This is a genomic window from Amycolatopsis sp. NPDC114504 (assembly GCF_055633595.1).
Map to the genome: position 1 here is coordinate 405,325 of NZ_JBVKDU010000001.1, position 20,505 is coordinate 425,829.

Sequence of the window (20,505 nt, forward strand, 5' to 3'; positions counted from 1 at the left end):
CACCATGGTTGTCAGAGCACCGGAACGTCCCACCGCGACGCTCGTCGTGTCCCCACCACGGCGGGCCAACCAGTTCGCCCACTGCGTTCCGTTGTTCCACGAGCACAGCGGGCTGCCGGCCGAGGACCCCCGGCGATCCGACCTGCGCGACCGGCTGATCACCGAGCACCTCGAGCTCGCCGAGAACATCGCCAAGCGCTTCGGCGGCCGCGGCGAGTCCTTCGACGACCTCGTGCAGGTCGCGCGGACCGGCCTGATCCACGCCGTCGACCGCTACGACCCGGCCAAGGGCCGCGACTTCCTGTCCTTCGCCGTGCCGACGATCATGGGCGAGGTCCGCCGGCACTTCCGCGACAGCGCGTGGTCGATGCGCGTGCCCCGGGGGCTCAAGGAGCTGCAGCAGAACCTCGCCCGGGCGACCGGCGAGCTGGCCCACGACCTGGGCCGCTCCCCCACCCCCAGCGAGCTCGCGGCCCACCTCGACATCGACGTCGAGACGGTCCGCGAAGGTCTGCTCGCGGCGGAGGCGTACAAGCCGGCGTCCCTCGACGCGCCCGCCCGCGGCGGCGACAACGTCACGGTCGCCGACCAGCTGGCCGACGAGGAGACCCCGTACAGCAAGGCCGACGACCACCTGACGTTGCAGGCCGCGATGGCCGGCCTGCCGCCCCGGGAGCGCGCGATCATCGAGATGCGGTTCGTCGAGGAGCTGACGCAGAGCCAGATCGCCGAGCGGGTGGGCGTCTCCCAGATGCAGATCTCCCGGCTGCTGACCAAAACGCTGGAACAGCTGCGGCACCGCATCGTCGCCGACTAGGGCCCTTCAGCTCGGCTGCTCCTTCAGGTAGGCGGCCAGCTCGGCCACGGTCGGCTGATCGAAGACCACCGTGGCCGGCAAATCGATTCCCGACAGCCCGGCCAGCCGGGTGCGCAGCTCGATCACCGTCAACGAGTCGAAGCCCAGCTCCAGGAACGGCCGGTCGTCGGCGATCACCGACGCGTCCGGGTGGCCCAGGACCGTCGCGACCTCCGCGCGGACCAGCTCGCGCAGCTCGGCCTCGGCCGGGTTCGACGGCCAGGTGGGACGCGGTGCGGCGGCACGCGAACCGCCGATCGGCGGGGCCATCGAAGCGCTCGGGTCGAAGCGGACCGGGACCAGCACCGGTTCGGCCGAGCCGAGTGCCGCGTCGAACAGCGCCAGGCCCTGCTCAGCCGTGAGCCCCGCGACGCCGGACGCGTGGATCCGGCGGCGGGCCGCGGCCGAGATCCGGTCGCCGAGGCCCGTGCCCAGCTCCCACAGCCCCCACGCCAGCGACAACGCGGGCAGCCCCTCGGCCCGGCGCCGGTGCGCCAGCGCGTCCAGCACCCGGTTGGCGGCCGCGTAGTTGGCCTGCCCCGCCTTGCCGAACACCCCGGCGATCGACGAGAACAGGACGAACGCCGTCAGCGGCAGGTGCCGGGTCACCTCGTCGAGCACCAGCGCCGCGTCCACCTTCGGGCGCAGCACCGTGTCCAGGCGCTCCGGCGTCTGCGCGGCCAGGACACCGTCGTCCACCACCGCCGCGCTGTGCACGACCGCTGTCAGCGGCGGGTCGCAGCTCTCGACCAACCGCGTCAGAACAGCCCGGTCCGCGACGTCGGCGGCGACGATCCGCACCCTTGAGCCCAGCTCCGCCCGCAACTCCGCGGCGCCGGGAGCCGACGGCCCGCTCCGGCTCACCAGCAGCAGGTGCCGGACGTCGTGCGCGGTCACCAGGTGCCGGGCCAGCGCCCGCCCGAGCGCGCCCGTCCCGCCGGTGACCAGCACCGTCCCTTCCGGACCGAACGGCCGGCCCTCGGACGGCGGGGTCCGCGCGATCCGCAGCACGTGCGGCACCCCGTCGCGGACGGCGATCTGCGGCTCCGCGCTGCCGCCGACGAGACCGGCGACCCGCTCCACCGGGAAGCCGGGCTCCAGGTCGACCAAGGTGATCCGGCCCGGATACTCCGCCGCCGCGGCGCACCCGAAGCCCCAGACCGCCGCCGCGGCGAGGTCCGGGACCGGCCCGGTCGCGTTCCGCGTCACGAGGACCAGCCGGTCGCCGCGCTCCTGCCAGTCGTGCAGGACGGCGAGTGCCCGGCCGGTCGCCGTCCGGACGTCGCCGGGCCCGATTTCCACGACGCGCACCGGTTCCGCAGTCGCCACCGGCGGCGGCAGGGTCATCGGAATCCACTGTGGACGGTAGAGCATCGTGTCCCGGGCCGCCATCGGCCGCGTCGTCAGGGACTCGACGCGGGCGACCGGCTGCCCGCCGTCGTCGAACAGGTCGACGCGGACGGTGCCGGCGCCGAGGCGGACGCCGTACACCCGGGCCCGCCGGGCTCCGGGCGCGTGGACCTCGACACCGCTCCACAGGAACGGCACCCTCGGCTCGGCCGCCGGCCCCTCGGCGAGCGCCGTCGCGTGCACGGCCGCGTCCAGCAGGACGGGGTGCAGCGCGAAGCGCCCGCCGACGTCCGGCGCGAGCTCCACCTCGGCGAAGAACTCCTCCTCGCGCGTCCACAACCGTTGTACGGCTTGGAAAACAGGACCGTAGGAGTGGGCGCGGTAGGCCTCGGCGACGTCGGCTTCGACGGCGTCCGGCGGCGGCCATGCCCCGGTCCAGCCGGCCGGAACTGGCCCACGCGGACGCACCCGTCCCGACGCGTGCTTCTGCCAGCGCTCGTCCGCCGGACGCCGGGCGTAGACGTCCACGCACGGCCCGTCCACGACGACCTGGACGTGGACGTCCTGTCCGCCGTCGAGCCGCAGCGGCGCTTCGATCGTCAGCTCCTCGACGGCCGTCCCGCCGGCGTGCAGGGCCAGCTCGACGAACGCCGTCCCCGGCGCCAGGACCGCTCCCCCTACGACGTGGTCGGCGAGCCACCGGTGCCGGCGGACGCCGAGCGAGCCGCCGTGCACGATCCGCGGCGAGTCGGGCGCGACCAGCGCCGGGCCGAGGATCGCGTGGTCCCCGCCGGCCGGCTCCGGCGACTGCGGGTCGAGCCAGTACCGGGTGCGCTTGAACGGATACGTGGGCAAGGCCGTGATCCGCGCGCCGCTGCCGGCGAACACCGCGCGCCAGTCGACGGGGACGCCGGCGGTGTGCATGGCGCCGGCCGCCGTCAGCACTCCGCTGCCCGACATCGTCCCCGGCTGGGTGCCGGCCGCGTGCCGGCTGAGCACGGGCGCCGGCCCGATTTCGAGGCCGACGACCGGGCCGGGGGCGGCGATCGTGGCCAAGGCGTCCGCGAAGCGTACTGCCGAGCGGGCGTGCCGCCGCCAGTGGCCGGGCTCGATCTCGTCGACGAGCTGCCCGGTCAGGCACGACACCAGCGGCAGGACCGGCCGGTGGTGCTTCAGCCCGGTGGCGACGTCGTGGAACTCGTCGAGCACCGGCTCCAGCAGCGGCGAATGGAACGCGTGGCTGACGCGCAGCCGCGTCCCGCCGCCGAAGCGCGCGGCCAGGGCCGTCGTCGCGGTGTCCTCACCGGAGAGGACGAGCGAGCGCGGCCCGTTGACCGCGGCGATCGCGACCCCGTCGCCCACCAGCGGCGTCACCTCGGCTTCGGTGGCTTCCACGGCGATCATCACCCCGCCGCCGGGCAGCGAGGCCATGAGCCGGCCACGGGCGGCCACCAGCGTCGCCGCGTCCGGCAGGGACAGCACCCCGGCGACGTGCGCGGCGGCGATCTCGCCGACCGAATGCCCGGCCAGCACGTCCGGCCGCAGCCCCCAGGACTCGAACAGCCGGTACTGGGCGACCTCGAAGGCGAACAGCGCGGCCTGGGCGTGATCCGTGCGGTCCAGCGCCTCGCCGCCGGTGAACGCGATGTCGCGCACCGGGCCGCCCAGCGCCTCGCACGCTTCGTCGAAGGCGTCGGCGAACACCGGGAACAGGTCGGAAAGCTCCCGTCCCATGCCGGCGCGTTGTGCGCCCTGCCCGCTGAACAGCAGGGCCAGCCGGGTCCCGCCGCGCACGCTCCGGCCGGGCACGCGGCCCTCGGCGACGGCCCGCAGGGCTTCGGGATTCCCGGCGGGCACCAGCACGCGGTGCGCGAGCGGCGTCCGGCGGGCGAGTGTGTAGGCGACGTCGATGGTGTCCGGAGCCCCGGCCAGGCCGGCCGCGACCTGCCGCAGCGCGTCGTCGTCGGCCGCGCTGAGCAGCCACGGCGCCGCCGGAAACGCCTGCGGCGCTTCGGTTTCCGGTGCCGGTGCCTCTTCGAGGAGCACGTGCGCGTTGGTGCCGCCGATCCCGAAGGCGGACACCCCGGCCCGGCGGACCCGGCTCGCGCGCGGCCACGGCCGCGCCTCGGACAGCAGCGCCACTCCGCCGCCGGCCCAGTCGACGTGCGGGCTCGGCTCGTCGGCGTACAGCGACGGCGGCAGCTGCTCGTGCCGCAAGGCCTCGACCATCTTGATCACGCCGGCGACCCCGGCCGCGGCCTGGGTGTGGCCGATGTTCGACTTCACCGAGCCGAGCCACAGCGGGTCGCCGCCCCGGCCGTACGCCGCGATCACCGCTTCCGCCTCGATCGGGTCGCCCAGGGACGTGCCGGTCCCGTGCCCCTCGACGGCGTCGACGTCGGCGGCGGCCAGTCCGGCGTCCGCGAGGGCCGACGCGATCAGGGCCTGCTGCGCGCGCCCGTTCGGCGCGGTCAGCCCGTTCGACGCGCCGTCGGCGTTCACCGCCGTCCCGCGCAGGAGCGCCAGGACCGGGTGCCCGTGCCGGCGCGCGTCGGACAGCCGTTCCAGCAGGAGCACGCCGGCGCCCTCGGACCAGGCCGTGCCGTCCGCGCCGGCGGCGTACGACCGGCACCGCCCGTCCGGGGACAGGCCGCGCTGGCGGCTGAAGGCCAGGAAGGTCCGCGGGGTCGCCATCACCGTCGCCCCGCCGGCGACCGCGAGCGAACATTCGCCGGCGCGCAGCGCTTTCGCCGCGAGGTGCAGGGCGACCAGCGACGACGAACAGGCCGTGTCGACGGTGAGCGCCGGGCCGGTCAGCCCGAAGGTGTAGGAGATCCGGCCCGAGGCCACCGCGTGCGAGGAGCCGATGCCCAGCCACGCTTCGAGCTCGTGGGGGGTGGTGAACCGGCTCGCGTAGTCCTCGTTCATCACGCCGGCGAACACGCCGGTGTCGCTGCCGCGCAGCGTCGCGACGTCGATGCCGGCCCGCTCGAACGCCTCCCACGTCGTCTCCAGCAGCAGCCGCTGCTGCGGGTCGGTGGCCAGGGCCTCCCGGGGCGAGATGCCGAAGATGCCCGCGTCGAAGTCGCCCGCGCCGTCGAGGAACCCGCCGCGGCGGGTCACCGACCGGCCGATCGCGTCGGGGTCCGGGTCGTACAGCTCGTCGGGGTCCCAGCCGCGGTCGGCCGGGAACTCGCCGGTCGCGTCGACCTGGTCCGCGACGAGCCGCCAGAGGTCCTCCGGCGAGCGCACGCCGCCGGGGAACCGGCAGGCCATCGCCACGATGGCGATCGGTTCGGCGGCGGGTGCCGGCCGCGCCGGCGCTCGTGTCGTCGAGTCGCCCGAGGCGAGCCGGGCGAGCTCCGCGATGACCTCGCCGGGCGTCGGGAAGTCGTAGATCAGCGAGTGCGGCACGGGCACGCCGGTGAGCGCGGTGACGCGGTGCCGGAACTGGACGCCGGCGAGCGAAGACAGTCCGAGGTCGGTGAAGGGCCGGTCGCGCCAGCCGTCGCCGCCGTCGTGGCCGCACAGCGCGACCAGCTCGGCGCGGACGATCGCGGCCAGGTCCAGGGGTTTCGGCGCGCTGGACAGGGCGTTGCGGCGCGGTTTGCCCGACGGCGTCCTCGGGATCTCGTCGACCTCGATGTAGGCGACTGGCACCTTGTACAGCGAGAGCCGGCTCAGGCACAGCCGCCGCAGCGCTTCGGGGTCGAAGCCGTCCGGCCCGGGGACCACGAACGCGATCGGCACCGCGCCGACGACGTCGTCGGGGCGGCCGGCCACGAGGACGTCCCGGACCGACCCCTCGAGTACGGCCTCGATCTCGGTCGGGTGGACGTTCTGGCCGCCGCAGACGATGACGTCGTCGATCCGGCCGTCGAGCACGAGCCTGCCTTCTTCGAGGCGGCCCGCGTCGCCGGTGGGGTACCAGCCGTCGCGCAGCGGCGAGGCCTGCCCGTGGTAGCCGAGCATCAGCCCCGGGCCGCGCACGAGCACCTCGCCGGCATCGATCCGGATCTCGACGCCGACCATCGGGGTCAGCCCGGTCGTGCCGGGCGTCTCCACGGCGATCTTGCCGCCGGTTTCGGTGCTCCCGTAGCCGTTGAGCACCTCGGTGCCGAACAGGTCGCGCGCCGCGGCGCGGGTCGCCGGCGTGCACTGCGCGCCCGACGTCAAGCACAGCCTCGGTGCGCCGAGCGGGCCGTCGTGTTCCTGGCGGAGCCGCAGGTAGGTGGCGGGGACGCCGGCCAGGACGCAGCCGGCGTGGGCGGCGAGCAGGTCCGGGGACAGGCCGTCGGCGAGCCGGGTGTGGGCCCCGATCGCGATATTCGCGACGAAGGCCAGCGACAGCGCGTAGGCGTGGTGCGTCGGCAGTGGCCACAGGAGCGTGTCGTCCGCGGTGAGCCCGAACATCGGGACGTAGCACGCGGCGGTCGACCACAGCATCGCGCGCTGCGAAAGCAGGACGCCTTTCGGACGGCCCGTGGTGCCGGAGGTGTAGAGCAGCCAGGCCGGTTCGTCGAGCGCGAGATCGTCTCGCGGCTGTGGTGCCGTTCGTTTCGGCGGGTCCTCGACGAAGAGGACCCGCAGGCCCCGGCTCTCGCCGAGCCGGCGCGCCAGTTCCGCGTGGCGTGCCTCGGTGATGAGCAGGGTCGCGCCGGAGTCATCGGCGATGTGGGCGAGCTCGGCTTCGGTCGCCCTGGTGCTGACCGGGACGCCGACGGCGGCGGCACGCAGCACGGCCAGGAGGTACTCGGCGAACTCGACCCGGCTGCCGACGTGGACGAGCACCCGATCGCCCCGCGCGACGTCGAGCCCGGCGGCGTACTCGGCGCTGCGGGCGGCGAGCTGTCCGTAGGTGATGGTCCGCGCGCCGTCGGAGTAGGCCGGCCGATCACCGGGATGGGCGGACAACGCGGCGGTGAGCGGCCGGACGAGCCCGGCCCGGAGATCTTCCACTGCTCCGGGTATACCGCAGGTTCCGCCTCGACGGCCACGAGGGACGTTTCGGCGACGCCCCGGTGACGGCCCGGCTGCGACGCTGTCCGGGGTTCCCGTAGCGGGAGGAGAGCCGTCCCATGCCGCCGCCACCGAGGGCTCACGCGAAGCTCCCCGCGCTGACGGTGGCCCCGGCGCCAGCCGCGGTGAAGGAGCGCCCGCCGCCGCGGAAACCCCCGCCGCTGCCGGCGTCGAACGCGGCGGCGCTCGCGGCGTTGCGGGCGGGTGACAAGAAGCCGCTCGCGGACCCGACGCGCAAGGAGTCGCAGGACAGCCTCGGGAACGGCGCGGTGGCGGCGGGGCTGGCCCGGAGTCCGGGCGCGGACCCGAAGTTCGCGGTGCTGAAGAAGGACATCGCGCACAAGAAGCAGACGGTCGCGAAGTCCCACCTGCCGGCGAACAAGGAAGCGACGTCGGCGCAGGACGCCTCGGTGCCGCCCAAGGACGACGAGATCGCGCAGGGCAAGACGGCCAACGCCGAGAAGATGAACGAGGCCAAGCCGAAGGACTTCGACAAGGAAGCGTTCGTCAAGGCCGTCGAGAAGGCCATCGCCGAGAAAGCCCCGAAGAACCTCGAAGAAGCCGACGACTTCGCCGGATCCGGCAAGCCGGCCGAGGTCAAGGCCGAGGTGCAGGGCAAGGTCGGCGAAGGCAGGACGGACTCGGCCGAGCAGATCGCCGACACGACCGCGGCACCCCCGGACACCTCGGCCGCCGAGGTCAAGCAGGTCGTGCCGATGACGGCCGACCGGCCGCCGGGCACCCCGGGCACGCCCGACCCGGCGAAGGCGGCACCGGACAAACTGCCGCCGTCGGCCACCGACCTGTCGGCCGGCCCGGCGAGCGTCGACAAGGAGATGGCCGACCACCAGGTCACCGAGAAGCAGCTGTCGACGGACCCGGCGTTCAGCCCGGCGCTGAAGGACAAGAAGACCGCGGAGCGGCATTCCGAGGCGACACCGCCGGAGCTCCGCAAGAACGAGTCGCAGCAGCTGCGCCAGACGACGGCGCAGGCCAAGCACTTCGGCGCCACCGCGATGGGCGCGATCGCCACCCGGCGAGTGCACACCGGCCGGCTCGTCGACGGCGGCAAGGAGACCACGAAGACCGGCGACCAGGACAAGCGTGCCCAGGTGACGGCCCTTCTGCAGAAGGTCTTCGACACGATGAAGACCGACGTCGAAGGCATTCTCACCGGCCTGGACAAGCTCGTCGACGTCCAGTTCACCGCGGGCGAACAGGTGGCCCGCGACGAGTTCACGGCCGAACACCGGCGCAAGATGGACGACTACAAGTCGCGCCGCTACGGCGGCCCGTGGGGCCTGGTCAAATGGGGCCACGACAAGCTGTTCGGCCTGCCGGACGAAGCGAACCAGATCTTCGTCGAGGCCCGCGACCACTACGTCAAGCGCATGCGCGGCGTCATTTCCGACGTCGCGGACACGATCGGCCGCGAGCTGACGAGAGCGAAGCAGCGCATCGCCACGGGCCGCACGGAGCTGCAGAAAGCGGTCGACAGCCTCCCGAAGGACCTCAAGGCCCTCGGCACCCGGGCGGCGGCCGGTTTCGCCGACAAGTTCGACGAGCTGACCCAGTCGGTCGACGACAAGAGCACCGAGCTGGTCGACACCCTGGCCACGAAGTACACGGACGCCGTCAAGTCGGTCGACGCCGAGATCGCCGTGGAGAAGGAGAAGAACCGGGGGCTCGTCGACAAGGCTCTGGACGCGGTCAAGGGCGTCATCAAGACGATCCTCGAGCTGAAGGACATGCTGCTGGGGGTGCTCGCGAAGGCCGCGCAGGCGGTGATGGGCATCCTGAAGGACCCGATCGGCTTCCTGGGCAACCTGGTGTCCGCCGTCGGCGGCGGGTTGAAGCAGTTCAAGAACAACGCGGTGACGCATTTGCAGCAAGGGGTGCTGTCGTGGCTGCTGGGCACCGCGGCGACGGCGGGGATCGAGCTGCCGACGAGCTTCGACGTCGCGAGCATCCTGGTGCTGATCGCGAGCCTGATCGGCCTGTCCTGGGCCAACCTCCGCGCCCGGCTAGCCCGCAAGCTCCCGAAGGAGGCCATGGCGGCGATCGAGGCGGGCGAGCACGCGCTGCCGATCGTGGTGGAGGTCCGCAAACGCGGCATCCGCGCCCTGTGGGACGACCTCAAGACCCGTGTCGGCGACCTGAAGAAGAGCCTGATCGACAACCTGGTGTCGTACCTGCTGCCGACGATCATCCTGGCGGGGATCACGTGGATCATCTCGCTGTTCAATCCCGCGTCGGCGTTCATCCGCGCGTGCAAGATGATCATCGACATCATCAAGTTCATCGTGACCAACGGTCGCCAGATCATCGAGTTCGTCAACACGGTGCTGGACGCGGTGATCGCGATCGCCAAGGGCGGCGCCGGCGGGGTGGCCGGACTCGTGGAGAAGGCTCTGGCGCGGTCGATTCCGGTGCTGATCGGCGCTTTGGCCGCGCTTCTGGGAGTCGGCGGGATCGCGGGGAAGGTCAAGGAGGTCTTCCAGAAGCTGGCCCGGCCGGTGACCAAGGCCGTCGACTGGGTGATCGACAAGATCGTCGGGCTGGCCAAGAAGGTCTGGGCCAAGATCAAGGCGCTGGCGAAGAAGCGGAAGCGCCCGGCCGCTCGCCGGCCCGGGGACCCACGCCAGGACAAGCATCCCGGGACCGACCAGGGTGCGCTCGATGCCGCGCTCCGCGACGCGCACGACCTGGTCCGCACCGGCATGCCGGCCGACGAGATCGAAAAACGCCTCCCGCCGATCCGGCGCCGGCACCGGCTGACCGCACTCAAGCTCGTCGTGGAACGGCGCGAGGGCGACCACAACGTCGTCCACTTCGCCGCGACGATCAACCCGTCGAAGGAGAGCCGGGCGGAGAACTCGCCGCTGAGCCGGAAGAAGGCACAGGCCGACTACGGGGTCCTCATCAAGAACGGCCGGAAGTTCCAGCGTTTCGCCGACGCGAACAACCTGATCATCGAAGTCCGGCCCACCAACTCGGACTCGATCCGCCACCTCATGCGCGGCGCCTGGTACAAACCGGTGGACATCAAGGCGAAGACGATCCAGCGGTCGGATACGTACCTGGGCATCGAACCGGAGAAGAAGGGCCTGGTCGGGTTCTTCGTCAACGCCGTGCCGCAACCGAAACGGCGGAACCTCGAAAGGGCCGACGTCGAGGCGGGCCGGAGACGCTATCGCATGCGGGTCGACGAACGTCAGGAGTACGGTGCCAAGATGAAGAAGCTGGCCCGGAAACCCTTGGGCCCCGGCCGGTTCGAAGTGCTCGGCTACGTCGTCCACGGCTACGACAAGAACAAGGCCCGGCACCCCATCGCCGGCGACCACGACCTGTACGACATCCGCCGCCCGGACGGGACCGAGATCCCGATCGACGAGTACGAACTGCTGGTCCTCGACATGCAGGCGGGCAAGTTCGGCGTGATGCACGGCGCGGTCGTGCGGTGGGACCCCGACGACCCGCACGAAAAGGAGATGCGCGACAAGCTCGTGCGGCAGCACCAACGCGGCGGCGACGAGGGTCTCGTGCGGTTCGCGCCGGGCCAGCCGATGCGGTTCGTCGTGGCGGAGACCCCGCAGTGGACGGACCGGCGGCCCTGGCACCCGCCGGCGGGGAGGCCGGACTAGTGGACGCCCCCGCCGAACGGGCCCGGCTGCTGGCCCGGAGTGCCCGGCTCGCCGGCCAGGATTCGCCGGACATCACCCAGGTCCAGGAAGTCAACCGCCGGTACCGGGCCCTGCTGCCCGAGGTGACGGTCGCGCGGTCGCCGGCCACCGGCGAGGCGGTGCGCTGGCCGATCGACGTGTTCGGCCTCGACGGCCCGTTCTGGGACCACGAGACCCCGATCCGCCGCCCGTCGTCGTCGCGGCCGCCGGACTGGCTGGCCATGACGGGCGCGATGAGGCTCGCCGATCCGGTGGAGCACCCGGCGTTCGCCGTGGTTCCGGGCCCGGACGTGCCGTTCGTGGTCCCGCGGATACTCGACGCCCCGGACGTGCGGGCGGTGCTCGCCGAGGTGCCGGTCGGCGCGCACACCGGGTGGACGATCAGCTACTTCGGGCCGAAGCCGGAAGGGGTCCGGCTGGTGAACCTGTGGGGCACCAACAAGTACCCGGTCTACCGGGAGGGCGGCCGGGGCGGCTGGGACTGGGTGATACCCCGGGTCGCCGAGTACGACTTCGACCTCACGCCGTGGCTCCGCTCCGGCAAGCTGCGGTGGCTGGCGCCGGGCGACGAGTCGGCCACCGCGCGAGAGGGCCTGTCCGACTGTCCCTTCGCGGACCTGCCCGGCCGCCGCCGGATCACGGTCATCAGGAACGGCCTGGTCCAGCACCTGGCTTCGTTCGCCGGCCACGGCGCGGGGTGACGACCCGACGTCAGGAGCCGGGGCAGGCTTCCGTGTGGGGAACCGCCATCGGCACCACCCGGATGGCCGCCCCCGCGATCGCCGCGTTCCCCACCCGGTCCTGCCCCGCGGCGAACGTCGAAGCCAAGTGCGAAGGCACCGTCTTCGACGAACCATCCATCGCCGTCTTCGCGGACTGAGCGTTCCCGACCACCGCCGGCACCAGCACCAGCTTCTTCTTTCCCTTGTCTGCGGCCGAAGCGACACTCAGCTCCTGCGCCGTCACCGGCACCGCGGGCTTGGTCTGCGGAGGCATCAACTCAGGCATGCGCACTCCCGTTTTCGGTCAGAAGCCCAGCATACCGGCCCAGCTCGGCCGGGCGGAACAACCGCGCCTCGCGCTGGAACTGCCGCGATACTCCCCGCACCACGTGCCGCATGCCGATCGACGACGACACACTGTCGGCCGCCGACAACGCTGCCGTGCGGGCGGCCGACGCGATGCCCGCTCCCGTCATGTCCAAGCGGCACAACACGTCCACGTCGACGTCCGGCGACAACGGCGCCTCGGGCGGGAACGCCAGCTCCCACAACCGGCGACGCTCGGCGAGACCCGGCCGCGGGAAGTGGACCACGAAGTGGAACCGCCGGGTGAACGCCGGATCGATGTTCTCCTTCAGGTTGCTCGTCAAGATGATCAGCCCGTTGCTCGCTTCCAAGCGCTGCAACAGATAACCCACCTCGAGGTTCGCGTAGCGGTCGGTTCCCTGCTTGACCTCGCCGCGCTTGCCGAACAGCGCGTCCGCCTCGTCGAACAGCAGGACCGCGTGGCTGTCCTCCGCCTGCCTGAACACCTCCTCCATGTTCTTCTCCGTCTCCCCCACCCACTTCGACACCACCTGCGCCAGATCCACCTTCAGCAGCTCCAGGCCGAGCATCCCGGTGACGACCTCCGCCGACATCGTCTTGCCCGTGCCCGGCTCGCCGGTGAACAACGCCTTCACCCCGCCGGTCGAGGCGCGGGCGAAACCCCAGGACTCCGCGATGCGGGGCCACGCGCGGAACGCCGACGCGATCTCGGCCACCTGGCTCATCTGGGCCTCCGGCAGCACCAGGTCGTCCGCCGTGCGGCGCGGGGTGATCGACTGCACGACCCCGCTGGTGCGACCTCGCGTCACCGTCGCGATCGCCGGCTCCACGTGCTCGGTGACCGGGTGGCCGTCGCCGGACAGGCGCGCGCCCGCGTCGGCCACCGCGGCCACCGCGCGGAGCTCGCCGCCGCTCATGCGGTAGCGGGCCGCCAGGTCCGTCAGCACCTCCGGATCCAGCACCGGGAACGCCGACGACCACATCTCCCGGCGCTCCGGGAAGTCCGGCGCCGGGATCGTCAGCTCCGCGTACGTGCGGGTCGCCAGCAGTTCGGGCGGGCGCCACGGGTTCGTGCCGGTCAGGCACAGCGGCACGCCCGATCTCACCAGCGCCTCGTCGAAGTCGCGGTCCGCCGGCAGCCACAGGATCGCGTTCAGCGCCGCGGCGGTCCGCAGGTCCCGCGCCACGTCGGCGGTCACGCGCCGCAGGGGCCGGCCGGCCGCCGCCGCCAACGCCCGCGCCGCGTCCGCTTGGCTGTCGGGCGGGCACCCCCACAGGCCGACCACGTCGACGTCGCCCGCGGCCAGCGCGCGGCCGAGGGTGCCGAGCCGTGCCGACTCCAGGTACGGGGACGCCACCTGCCGCACCGGGCACGTCACCTCGCCGGGGTCGTGGCCGAGGATCCCGACGTCGCCACCCCAGCCCATCAGGTACTCGAACACGCCGCCGCCCAGTGCCAGTTCCCGGGCCGGCTCGCTCGGCGCATCGTCGTACGCCCGCAGCAGGCCGTAGCGGCGCAACCGGCCCGCGGAGCCCAGCGCCCGGCGCACCGCCAGACGGTCCGCCGGCGTCTCCGCGACCACCGTGACCAGCAGCTCCACGCACGGCGCCCGCCGGTTCAGGTTGTCCACCACGTACGCGTAGACGCGCTCGTAGCCCGGGTCCAGCTCCGGCGCGGCCACCAGCAGCAGCGCGTCCTGCTCCACCCGGGTCAGGCCGTAGCGGGTCGCGAGGGCGTCCAGCGGCAGCGTCACCCCGCGGGCCGCGGCCAGGCGCCGGAGGTGCTGCTCGGACTCCGGGTCCGGGCGCGGCGCGGACGGCGGCTCGGTCATCGCCTCGGTGAAGGCGTCCACGCGGTCGAGCAGCGCGTCGACCTGCTCGTCCGTCACGCAGAACGGCGTCAGGTCCGGGCGCGTCAGCACCGCCGCGGCCGCCGACTGGCGGGCGACGGCGGTCCGCAGCGCCTGGTGCAGCTCCGCCAGGCGCACCCGGAGGTGCTCGACCGCCAGTCCGCTCATCTCAGCCACCGGAGAAGGTCAGGGTCCGGCCGGCCAGCCAGACCACGTTCGGCACGTCGGTGAGGGCGCCGCCGCGCCACAGGTCGGTGTGCCGGCGGCCCAGGGGGATCTTGACGCGCACCGCGTCGCGGGTGGACCGCACCGTGGCTTCCAGGTCGGCGAACCGCGTCAGCGCCAGCACCGGTGTCTCCCCGCCCCACAGCTGCCAGGCGATCATGCCCAGCGACAGGGACGCCGCGAGCGCGACGCTGTGGTCCAGGGCGTGGTCCCCGGCCAGGGGCACCGACCGGCGGCCGGCGAACAACGTCCGCGCCAGGTCGTCCAGGCGCTCGGCGGGCAGCTCCGCCGCCAGCCGGGGTTCCACCCCGCCGGTCGTCCACAGTGGAGTCCTCGACCGCAGCCGGGAAAGGGGGTCGTCGCGCAGCGGTCGCGCGTCGGTGAGGAACCGGACGCCGGCCGCCGCCAGCTCCCGCAGGCACGTCGGCGGAAGCGGGCTGTCCCGGACCAGGACGGGTGGCCGTCCGCACGCTTCCCAGTACGGCAGCAGTTCATCCACTGTGGACGTCCATGTGATCGGGAACAGGCCTTGCGCGTCCACCAGCAGCAGGCCGTCGTCGACCCCCGTGACCAGCAGCGGGACGGCGGGATCGTGGCCGCGGCACAGGGACAGCGCGAGCACGCCGTCCAGCACCGGCAGCGCGGGACCGACCCGCCGGGCGAACGCCGTCAGGTCCGGCGTCTCCGCCAGGCCCGCGAACGTCGCAGCCGTCGTGTCGTCCTCGGGGGTTCGCCGCCAGCCCCGCTCCGGCGCGCCCAGGACCTGGTACGCCAGCGCGGCGGCGAACAGCGGGGCGTCGCCGAGCAGGTCCACACCGGACAGTGCAGGGCCGATCGCGTCCAGGTAGCCCGTCCGCGCCAGGGGGCCCGCCAGGAGGAACGGCAGCACCGAACCGACCCTCGTCTCCCCCGCCGGCCTCGGGACGGCGGCCGGTCTCCCGCCCAGAGGCGCGGTCGTCCGCTCGCCGGTTTCCGGCGAACCGAGCAGCTCGAGAAGCTCCGCGCGTGTCGTGGGTGGCGTCGGGAGAGCCAGCCGGCGAGCCAGCTCCGCCGCCAGCCCGGCGACCGGCCCCGCGGAGATCACCGGTTCGCCGTCGAACTCGGCCAGCAGCGCGGCCAGGTACATCCGCACTGCCTCCTCGGGGAGCAGGGCGAGCAACGCGGCCAGCTCGTCCCGGGCCGCGAGCTCCTCGAACAGCGCGGCCGCCGTCGGGACCGGTGCGTCCGCGGCGAAGGACGGCAGCTCGGGCGGAGTGTCCGTTGTGGACTGTTCGGCGGAAGCCGGACCGGCGGCCACCAGTGCCGGGACCAGGCCGGGCAACGGGTTCTCCCCCGCCGTCCGCTCGAGAACGAGACTCGCCGGCATCAGACCGCCTCCCCCGCGCGCGGCCAGCCGGACGGACAGCCGCACCGGCTCGGTGATCTCCAGGTCCGGGCCCTCGCCCGTGACGTACTCGCCGAACTCGGCCGACAGCAGGTCCGGCAGCGCGTCGAGCACCCGCTGGACGAGTCCCCGGGGGTCGGGCCCCCAGCTCCACCCCCCGCGCCGGACCACGCGCACCGCGCAGCGGTGCACGACGATCTCGCCGGCGGTGGAGGCACTCACGGCTTCTCGACCTCTTCCAGCCGGCCGGCCCAGCCCGCCACCAGCAGCAGCACGGCGTGCGGGCCCGCGCTCACCGTGACCGGCAGCGACACGTGGTCGGTGTCCTTCGTGATGGTCCCGGTGACCGGCAGCGTGTCCTGGCCTTCGGCGACCAGCGCGAACACGGCGGTGTCCTGGGCCGGGTTCGCCGGCAGCTTGACCAGCAGCCCGGCGGCGTCGAGCCTCGGCGCGTCGGGCAGCTCGGCCAGTTTCGCGAGCGCGGGCTTGGGCGGCTGATCCTTCGGCCGGGCGACGCCGTACGCCAGCGGGTCGACGAACACCTCCGGCTGGTCGTCCGCGTCGTGCACGGCCAGTTCCCGCCCCGCCAGCGACAGGGTCGCCGGGCCCAGGCGGACCGGCAGCGCGGCACCGACCAGCGCGTCGGCCGCCGGCACCGGGATGTCGATCGCCTTGACCGCGCCCACCAGGACTCCGGTGCTCGACTCGTACACCGCGAAAACGCCCACCCTCAGCCACCCCCACTCGTCGCCGCGACCGTTGCCAGTACCAGGAAGTCGACCGCGCCCGGCAGTTCGGTGACCGCCGGACCCGCGCCGGGGTCGTAGAACCGCAGCCGGCACCGGACCCGCCGGTCACCGTCCACAGTGGTCTCGGCCGGGACGGTGAGCCCCGAGTCGGACGGCGGCACCCGCGGGGTCACGTAGACGTGCAGCGACACGCGGCCGTCGGCGACCTCCTCCGGCGTCACCCCGGCGGGCAGCGGCAGCACCATGCCGTCCGTCGCGCTGCCGGACGTCGCCAGCACGCTGCCCGCGGAGATCCGGCCGGAGAAGCTCCCGGCGATGGTCAGGTTCCCGTTGGCCTCCACCGTCAGCAGCGGGTCGACGTCGCCGGTTCCCTTGTACAGCCCGTAGACCAGCGTCGGAGTGTCCGATCCGGACAGTACGAGCGCGGGCTTGCCCTCGGCGGCCGCGGGCTGGGTCCGCAGGGACAGCGAGCCGGACCGGGCCGACACGGTGTCCGCGCGCACCCCGACGAACCGCGGGCCGACCTCCCTGGCTTCGGTGACCGCCGCCGTGAAGTGACCGGCGGTCCACCGGACGAAGCCCAGCAGCACCAGCCACGGGACGGGCGGGGCGGCCGGGGCGGCGTTCACCGCGGGCGGCCGCTGATCGGCCACCAGCCGCTCGTCGCCGAGCCGCCGGAAGAGGATCTGGTAGGACTCCTCGATGCGGGTGGGCCCGGCGGAGCCGGCGCACGACGTGGGACCGGTGGCCTGCTGGGCCCGGTCCGCGGCGGTGAGGAACACCGGGTACGGCTCGGGCGTCGGCCCGTCGGCGCCGTTGACGGCCTCAAAGTCCGCCTCCGACAGCACGACCGGCGCCGGCACCACGATCTCCCGGCCGGTCCCGTCGACCGCGAGCCCGGCCTGCACGCTCACCTCGACGAAGCGGGCACCCGTCACCGGGTCGGTCCGGTTCTCGGTCGTCAGGGCGAGCCCGTCGGCGATGCCCCACTCGTGCGACAGGCGCGCGTGCCGGACGGCCGCCGCACGGGCGTAGGCGACGGTCGCCGCCAGGTCCGCGGCGGCGAGCACCTGTCCTTCGCGGAACTCCGGGCGCAGCGGACCGGTCACGACGACTCACCCGACCGCGGCTTGCGGGCGGTCCCGCCGCTCCGGCCCGGCGACGACCGGGTGCGCCGCGGCGGCGGCTTCGGCTTCACCGTCTCCTCCTGCTCTTCCTCCGGCTCGGGTTCCGGCTCCGGTTCGGCGGCGGGGGCGCTCTCCAGTTCCGACAGCCGGTCGGACAGCCGGTCCGGCAGTTCCTCCCGGACCTGGGAGACCTGCTCCCGCGCGGTGTCCAGCTGTCCCCGCAGCGCCTCGACGGTCGCGATCAGGTCGCTCACCTGGCCCCGCAGCGCGTTCATCTCCTGCAGGCTGTCGGTGACCTCGGCCGGCACCGTGTACACCTGCTCGCGCACGGGCTTGGGCACGGTCTCCCCCGGCGCCGGCGTCACCAGGAGGTCCCACATGTGCTCCAGCGGGCCCCGCTGCCGCCACTGCTCGAGCAGTTTCGGCACGTAGGGCCGCGGGATCGGCCCGGACACCGGCACGCCCGGCGGCTCGTACACCGGCGTCGGCTGACAGCACACCTGCTCGGCGAGGTGCCTCAGCTGGTAGAGCTTCGGCAGCCATTCGCCGTACGCCGAGCCGCCCGGCAGCACCTGCTCCCGGGTCGCCGAGCACACCCGCACGACGTCGCAGCCGTCCAGCTCCAGGTGCGCGAGCAGCACGTCCTCGTCGGCGCAGTCCACGCACGGCGGGTTCAGCGTCGAGCAGGCCGCGTCGGTGACGAACCGGCGCACGTACGTCGTGAGCTTCCCGGCGGCGTTCGCGAGCAGCCCCAGGTCGGCGATCGTCAGGCGCTGCGCGGAGTCCGGCTCCGGGATCGGCAGCGGCTGCGGGATCGCGACCTTGCGGACGTCGTCGTGCAGCAGGCAGTCGGCGACGCCGGACACCCGGTCCAGCCGGCCGAGCAGCCACTCGCGGATCCGCACGAGATCGGCCCGGAGCTCCGCTTCCAGCACGTTGTCCAGCGGAGTCCCCTGGGCCAGCAGCCGGACCTCGATGGGGGCGCTCGGATCGGGTTTCACGATCCGGCTCGCGGTCTCGGCGACAACGGCCAGCGCGACCGCCCGGTGGGCCGGGTCCGGCCACACGTCCTCAGCCTTCGTCTGGCCCAGCAGCTCGCACGCCGTGCCGAGGGCCTGCCGGGCGGTGTCGATCTCCCCCAGGTTGTGCTCGGTCCGGAGCTTCTCCTGGCCCGCGGCGTCGTACGTGTCGTACCGGGCGATAGCACTCGCCAACGCCCGCACGGACTCGGTCCACTGCCGGGCCAGCGGCGGCTGCGGGACGCCCTCGATGTCCCGCAGCACCTGCAGGTTGTCGGCGTACCGGACGGCGTCGGCCTGGTCGAACCCGAACGTCCGGGTGGACGCCGTGCCGGCGACCGACATGGCGTCCACGTAGTGCCCGAGACGACGGCTCAGCAGGCGGACGTGCTCGTAGGCGTCCTTGTCGCCGATCTGCGCCAGGAGCTTGGTGGCCGGGTTGTACCGGTGGTCGTCGGCGGTGTCGCACTTGACGACGAACCGGAAGCCCTCCCGGACCCGCGAGGGCACGCAGCCCGGCGCCGGGCACGGCTCCTCGGTCGCGAACGGCGCGACCGGGTCGGCCATGGTCTCCTCGTACCGCACGAAGAGCCCGTAGTGCCGCTGGTCGTCGTCGCACGGGTCGCCGCACGCGACGCCCGGCGAGGACACCCGCAGCTCCCGGACGAGCGCCTGTACGTCCACCTTTTCTTTGCAGGACAACACGATGTCGTTGCCGCAGCAGTCGAGGGCGTGTCCCGGGTGGACGGACACCGTCCCGCCGGCGCACGAGTCGCACGTGACCTCCAGCCCGCACACGACCCCCGGGCCGGACACCATCCGGTTGTGCAGCCGGTCCTTCCCGGCCACGTAGTCGGTCAGCAGGCCGAGGTCGTCCTCGGTGAGCAGCTGGCCGGCGTAGAACCGCGGCCGGACGAACGCGGCGGGGAAGGCGGGCGCCCCACCGCACCCGCACCCGCAGTCAGGCTTGCTCATGAACGCTCCTCGGTGACGAAGAACCAGCTCTCGAAGACGTCCCCGCCCGCGCCGGTCCCGGACGTCCACGGCCCGATGCCCGTCGGCGGCACGAGGCACCCGGTCGGGTCCGGCTCCGGCTTCGGGTCGTGGCCGTGGCCCGACTCGGTCTCGGTCTCGGCGCCGGACTCCGTCTCGGCATCGGCCGTCACCTGGCCGGTGAAGGGCACGCGGCCGCCGACGTTGGTGCCGTCGACCGGGCGGCAGCAGTGGTCGAGGATGAACGCCGCGCGGACCGTGATCAGCACGCGGTCGCCGTCCTGCAGCGTCTCGCGGGTCGTCTGCCGGTAGCGGAAGTGGTCGGTGAACTCGCCGTCCTTGTCGGTGGGTTCCTCGAACCTCCCGCCCATGTACCAGGTGTCGGCGTTGCGGCCGGCGCCGCCCTCGATCACCTGGATCTCCACGACGCCCCGGCGCAGGCTGTCGACGCGGACGCCGTCGGAGAACTCGACGACCAGGCCGCCCGAGTTCTTCTGCGTGCCGAGCAGCTCCTTGGCCTCGTTCACGGTGTAGGTGTGGCCGTGGCGCCAGTTGACGCCGGTGATCACCGTCGGCACGCGGCGGCCGAAGAAGCGGCGGACGTCCAGGTGGATCTGGTCTTCGCGGACCGGCTCGCCGAAGTCGACGTCGTCGATCCGGGCCAGCCACAGGACCTTGTGCTCGCACGGGGTGCAGCAGGTCTCGCAGCGCTCGTCCTTGGGCGGCGTCTTGGTGGTGACCCGGACGCAGTAGCTCTCTTCGGTGTAGCCGAAGTCGCAGTCCGAGGTGTCGGCGCAGGCTGAGTTGAACACGGTCCGCGTCGGCTCGACCGCGCGTTCGGTGTACTCGACGCCGACCCACACCGTCCCGCCGGTGCGTTCGTCCTCGTGCAGTGCTTCCCACAGGTCGATCGAGCAGCTGCCCGGCACGACCACCTCGTTGCCGTCGCAGTCGACGCCGAGCCCGCTGGTGATGCGCACCTTGGCCTGGTGTTCGTGCTTCTCCTTGTCGTCCGCCGTCGGGGCGGGTTCCACGAACAGCCCGCAGACCACGCCGTAGCCGAGCAGGCAGCGCATCCGCAGCTTCAGCTTCTCGCGGAAGTACTCCTGCTCGCGCTGGAAGTCGCGCGCGGTGAGCAGCCTGCCGTGGAAGTACCGCAGCCGGCGGATGGGCTGTTCCTCTGTCGTTGCCTCGGTCATCT

The 20,505-nt window shown here is 73.2% G+C and carries 11 protein-coding genes; 3 read left to right on the forward strand and 8 right to left on the reverse strand.

The window, feature by feature from the left end:
* The first annotated feature begins 4 nt into the window (after positions 1-4).
* Positions 5-817, forward strand: a complete 813-nt coding sequence (locus tag ACZ7PG_RS01990; RefSeq protein WP_470237216.1) for a SigB/SigF/SigG family RNA polymerase sigma factor — start codon at positions 5-7, stop codon at positions 815-817.
* A gap of 6 nt (positions 818-823) precedes the next feature.
* Here the strand turns inward: ACZ7PG_RS01990 and ACZ7PG_RS01995 are convergent, their stop codons facing one another.
* The gene (locus ACZ7PG_RS01995) at positions 824-7,165 is read right to left on the reverse strand and encodes an SDR family NAD(P)-dependent oxidoreductase (protein WP_470237217.1); all 6,342 of its coding nucleotides are present in this window, start codon (positions 7,163-7,165) and stop codon (positions 824-826) included.
* Between the two features lie 119 nt (positions 7,166-7,284).
* Here ACZ7PG_RS01995 and ACZ7PG_RS02000 point away from each other — a divergent pair, with 119 nt between their 5' ends.
* Positions 7,285-10,869, forward strand: coding sequence for a phage tail protein (locus ACZ7PG_RS02000; protein WP_470237218.1), 3,585 nt, complete (start codon positions 7,285-7,287; stop codon positions 10,867-10,869).
* Complete coding sequence (locus ACZ7PG_RS02005) at positions 10,869-11,609, forward strand: hypothetical protein (protein ID WP_470237219.1); 741 nt, start codon at positions 10,869-10,871, stop codon at positions 11,607-11,609. Before ACZ7PG_RS02000 ends, ACZ7PG_RS02005 begins: the two co-directional genes overlap by 1 nt.
* 10 nt (positions 11,610-11,619) lie before the next feature.
* On the opposite strand, the gene ACZ7PG_RS02010 is transcribed toward ACZ7PG_RS02005, so the two are convergent.
* The 7 genes from ACZ7PG_RS02010 to ACZ7PG_RS02040 are packed head-to-tail and all read right to left on the reverse strand — an operon-like array spanning position 11,620 to position 20,503.
* Complete coding sequence (locus tag ACZ7PG_RS02010; protein ID WP_470237220.1) at positions 11,620-11,916, reverse strand: hypothetical protein; 297 nt, start codon at positions 11,914-11,916, stop codon at positions 11,620-11,622.
* A complete protein-coding gene (locus tag ACZ7PG_RS02015) occupies positions 11,909-13,975 on the reverse strand; it encodes an ATP-binding protein (protein ID WP_470237221.1) in 2,067 nt (688 codons plus the stop codon). The genes ACZ7PG_RS02010 and ACZ7PG_RS02015 overlap by 8 nt, the downstream gene beginning before the upstream one ends.
* 1 nt (position 13,976) lies before the next feature.
* Entirely contained in the window at positions 13,977-15,638 is a 1,662-nt protein-coding gene (locus tag ACZ7PG_RS02020; protein ID WP_470237222.1) for a hypothetical protein, read from the reverse strand.
* On the reverse strand, positions 15,635-16,144 hold the full coding sequence (locus ACZ7PG_RS02025; protein WP_470237223.1) for a hypothetical protein: 510 nt from the start codon (positions 16,142-16,144) through the stop codon (positions 15,635-15,637). Before ACZ7PG_RS02025 ends, ACZ7PG_RS02020 begins: the two co-directional genes overlap by 4 nt.
* A gap of 2 nt (positions 16,145-16,146) precedes the next feature.
* Positions 16,147-17,274 carry a hypothetical protein gene (locus tag ACZ7PG_RS02030; RefSeq protein ID WP_470237224.1) on the reverse strand — a complete coding sequence of 376 codons (1,128 nt, stop codon included), beginning with the start codon at positions 17,272-17,274 and terminating at the stop codon, positions 16,147-16,149.
* A complete protein-coding gene (locus ACZ7PG_RS02035) occupies positions 17,271-19,286 on the reverse strand; it encodes a hypothetical protein (protein ID WP_470237225.1) in 2,016 nt (671 codons plus the stop codon). Before ACZ7PG_RS02035 ends, ACZ7PG_RS02030 begins: the two co-directional genes overlap by 4 nt.
* Positions 19,283-20,503 (reverse strand): hypothetical protein, encoded by a 1,221-nt coding sequence (locus ACZ7PG_RS02040; RefSeq protein WP_470237226.1) that lies wholly within the window; start codon positions 20,501-20,503, stop codon positions 19,283-19,285. Before ACZ7PG_RS02040 ends, ACZ7PG_RS02035 begins: the two co-directional genes overlap by 4 nt.
* Between the last annotated feature and the right edge of the window lie 2 nt (positions 20,504-20,505).

What these genes read in the sequence shown, in the direction of transcription:
- ACZ7PG_RS02040 (WP_470237226.1), bottom strand. Translation starts at nt 20,503, where the DNA reads ATGACCGAGGCAACGACAGAGGAACAGCCCATCCGCCGGCTGCGGTAC.
- ACZ7PG_RS02010 (WP_470237220.1), bottom strand. Translation starts at nt 11,916, where the DNA reads ATGCCTGAGTTGATGCCTCCGCAGACCAAGCCCGCGGTGCCGGTGACG.
- ACZ7PG_RS02000 (WP_470237218.1), top strand. Translation starts at nt 7,285, where the DNA reads ATGCCGCCGCCACCGAGGGCTCACGCGAAGCTCCCCGCGCTGACGGTG.
- ACZ7PG_RS02035 (WP_470237225.1), bottom strand. Translation starts at nt 19,286, where the DNA reads ATGAGCAAGCCTGACTGCGGGTGCGGGTGCGGTGGGGCGCCCGCCTTC.
- ACZ7PG_RS01990 (WP_470237216.1), top strand. Translation starts at nt 5, where the DNA reads ATGGTTGTCAGAGCACCGGAACGTCCCACCGCGACGCTCGTCGTGTCC.
- ACZ7PG_RS02015 (WP_470237221.1), bottom strand. Translation starts at nt 13,975, where the DNA reads ATGAGCGGACTGGCGGTCGAGCACCTCCGGGTGCGCCTGGCGGAGCTG.